The following is a 1,057-nucleotide window of genomic DNA, read 5'->3' on the forward strand; positions in this document are numbered from 1 at the left end:
GGCGACTGCTTTGATAATACACCGATAGGGAGTTTCTGGGGCATACTCAAAAATGAACTAGTCCATCATCGCAACTAAAGGTACAAAATAGTTAAGATTACTTGGTTTTTAAATTGTAAAAGGATGATATATGAAAAAATTTCTTTTAATTCCATTGCTATCAATATGTGCTACAGCAGTTCATGCAGTACCGAATGTATGGCAAATGGGATATGGACAAGGTCTCGCTGAATATTCAATTCAGGATGCCAAAGGGCAAACATTATGGGTCGTCTGTAATGAGGGGGCAGGAGATGAATATGATCATTCTGCACGGTTCGAGACAAAGAGCAAGAGTTATGAAAATACTAACTCTAAATATCCCCTCAATTTTCTATTAGATGGCAAAACTGAAGTTGCACCATCAGGAACGACCAATTGGCGTAATGGTGCAAATGCTTGGTATGAGTTTTCTCATGGTATTTCCAAAGCCAAAAAAATAGAAGTATTTGTCAATAATAAAAAAATGACTACTTTTAATCCAATTCCGAGCAGCATTAAAAATGTTGCTAAAGAAATCTCAACTTGTAAAGCAAAATGGTAATCCATTTAAAATTAAAGGAAAAAATTATGAAATTTTTAAGCGTAGTTATTACATTCTTTATATTCTCAATGTCTACAGCATACGGTGCAACATTAAATGTAAAAATGAAAAAAATACTCAGTGGGGCGAGGAATCAGTTCAATTAGCAACCGATAAAGGACTCATTTCCATTTATGCACTTAGTTTAACTAAGAAGCAGGCGAATCATTTAGACACACTGAAAAAAGGCAGTTGTGTTCACATCAAAGCCAAAGACCAAACTTTAGAAAAATATGATGGGGTAATCTCCATTATGGAATTTGAGTCTGCTAAAACAGTAAAGTGTAAATAAAGTTAATTCTAACTTCATGGAAGTGTAATAGCCCCATTTTGGTATAGATATTATTTTCATGGTGATTGATGTGTGCTGAATTAGCAGGAGACTTTCACTTGGGAGATTCTAGGCAGCTAACCGATAAAAGTCTTCTGCCATTT

At 34.8% G+C, this 1,057-nt stretch carries 2 protein-coding genes; both read left to right on the plus strand.

Annotation, left to right across the window (positions count from 1 at the left end; genetic code table 11):
- Window positions 1-130: 130 nt before the first annotated feature.
- Window positions 131-583 carry a hypothetical protein gene (locus tag CDG59_RS14905; RefSeq protein WP_087546044.1) on the plus strand — a complete coding sequence of 151 codons (453 nt, stop codon included), beginning with the start codon at window positions 131-133 and terminating at the stop codon, window positions 581-583.
- A complete protein-coding gene (locus CDG59_RS14910) occupies window positions 543-914 on the plus strand; it encodes a hypothetical protein (protein ID WP_227519144.1) in 372 nt (123 codons plus the stop codon). Before CDG59_RS14905 ends, CDG59_RS14910 begins: the two co-directional genes overlap by 41 nt.
- Window positions 915-1,057: the final 143 nt, after the last annotated feature.

Origin of the sequence: Acinetobacter sp. WCHA29, from assembly GCF_002165335.1 — a bacterium.
Classification (GTDB): Bacteria; Pseudomonadota; Gammaproteobacteria; order Pseudomonadales; family Moraxellaceae; genus Acinetobacter.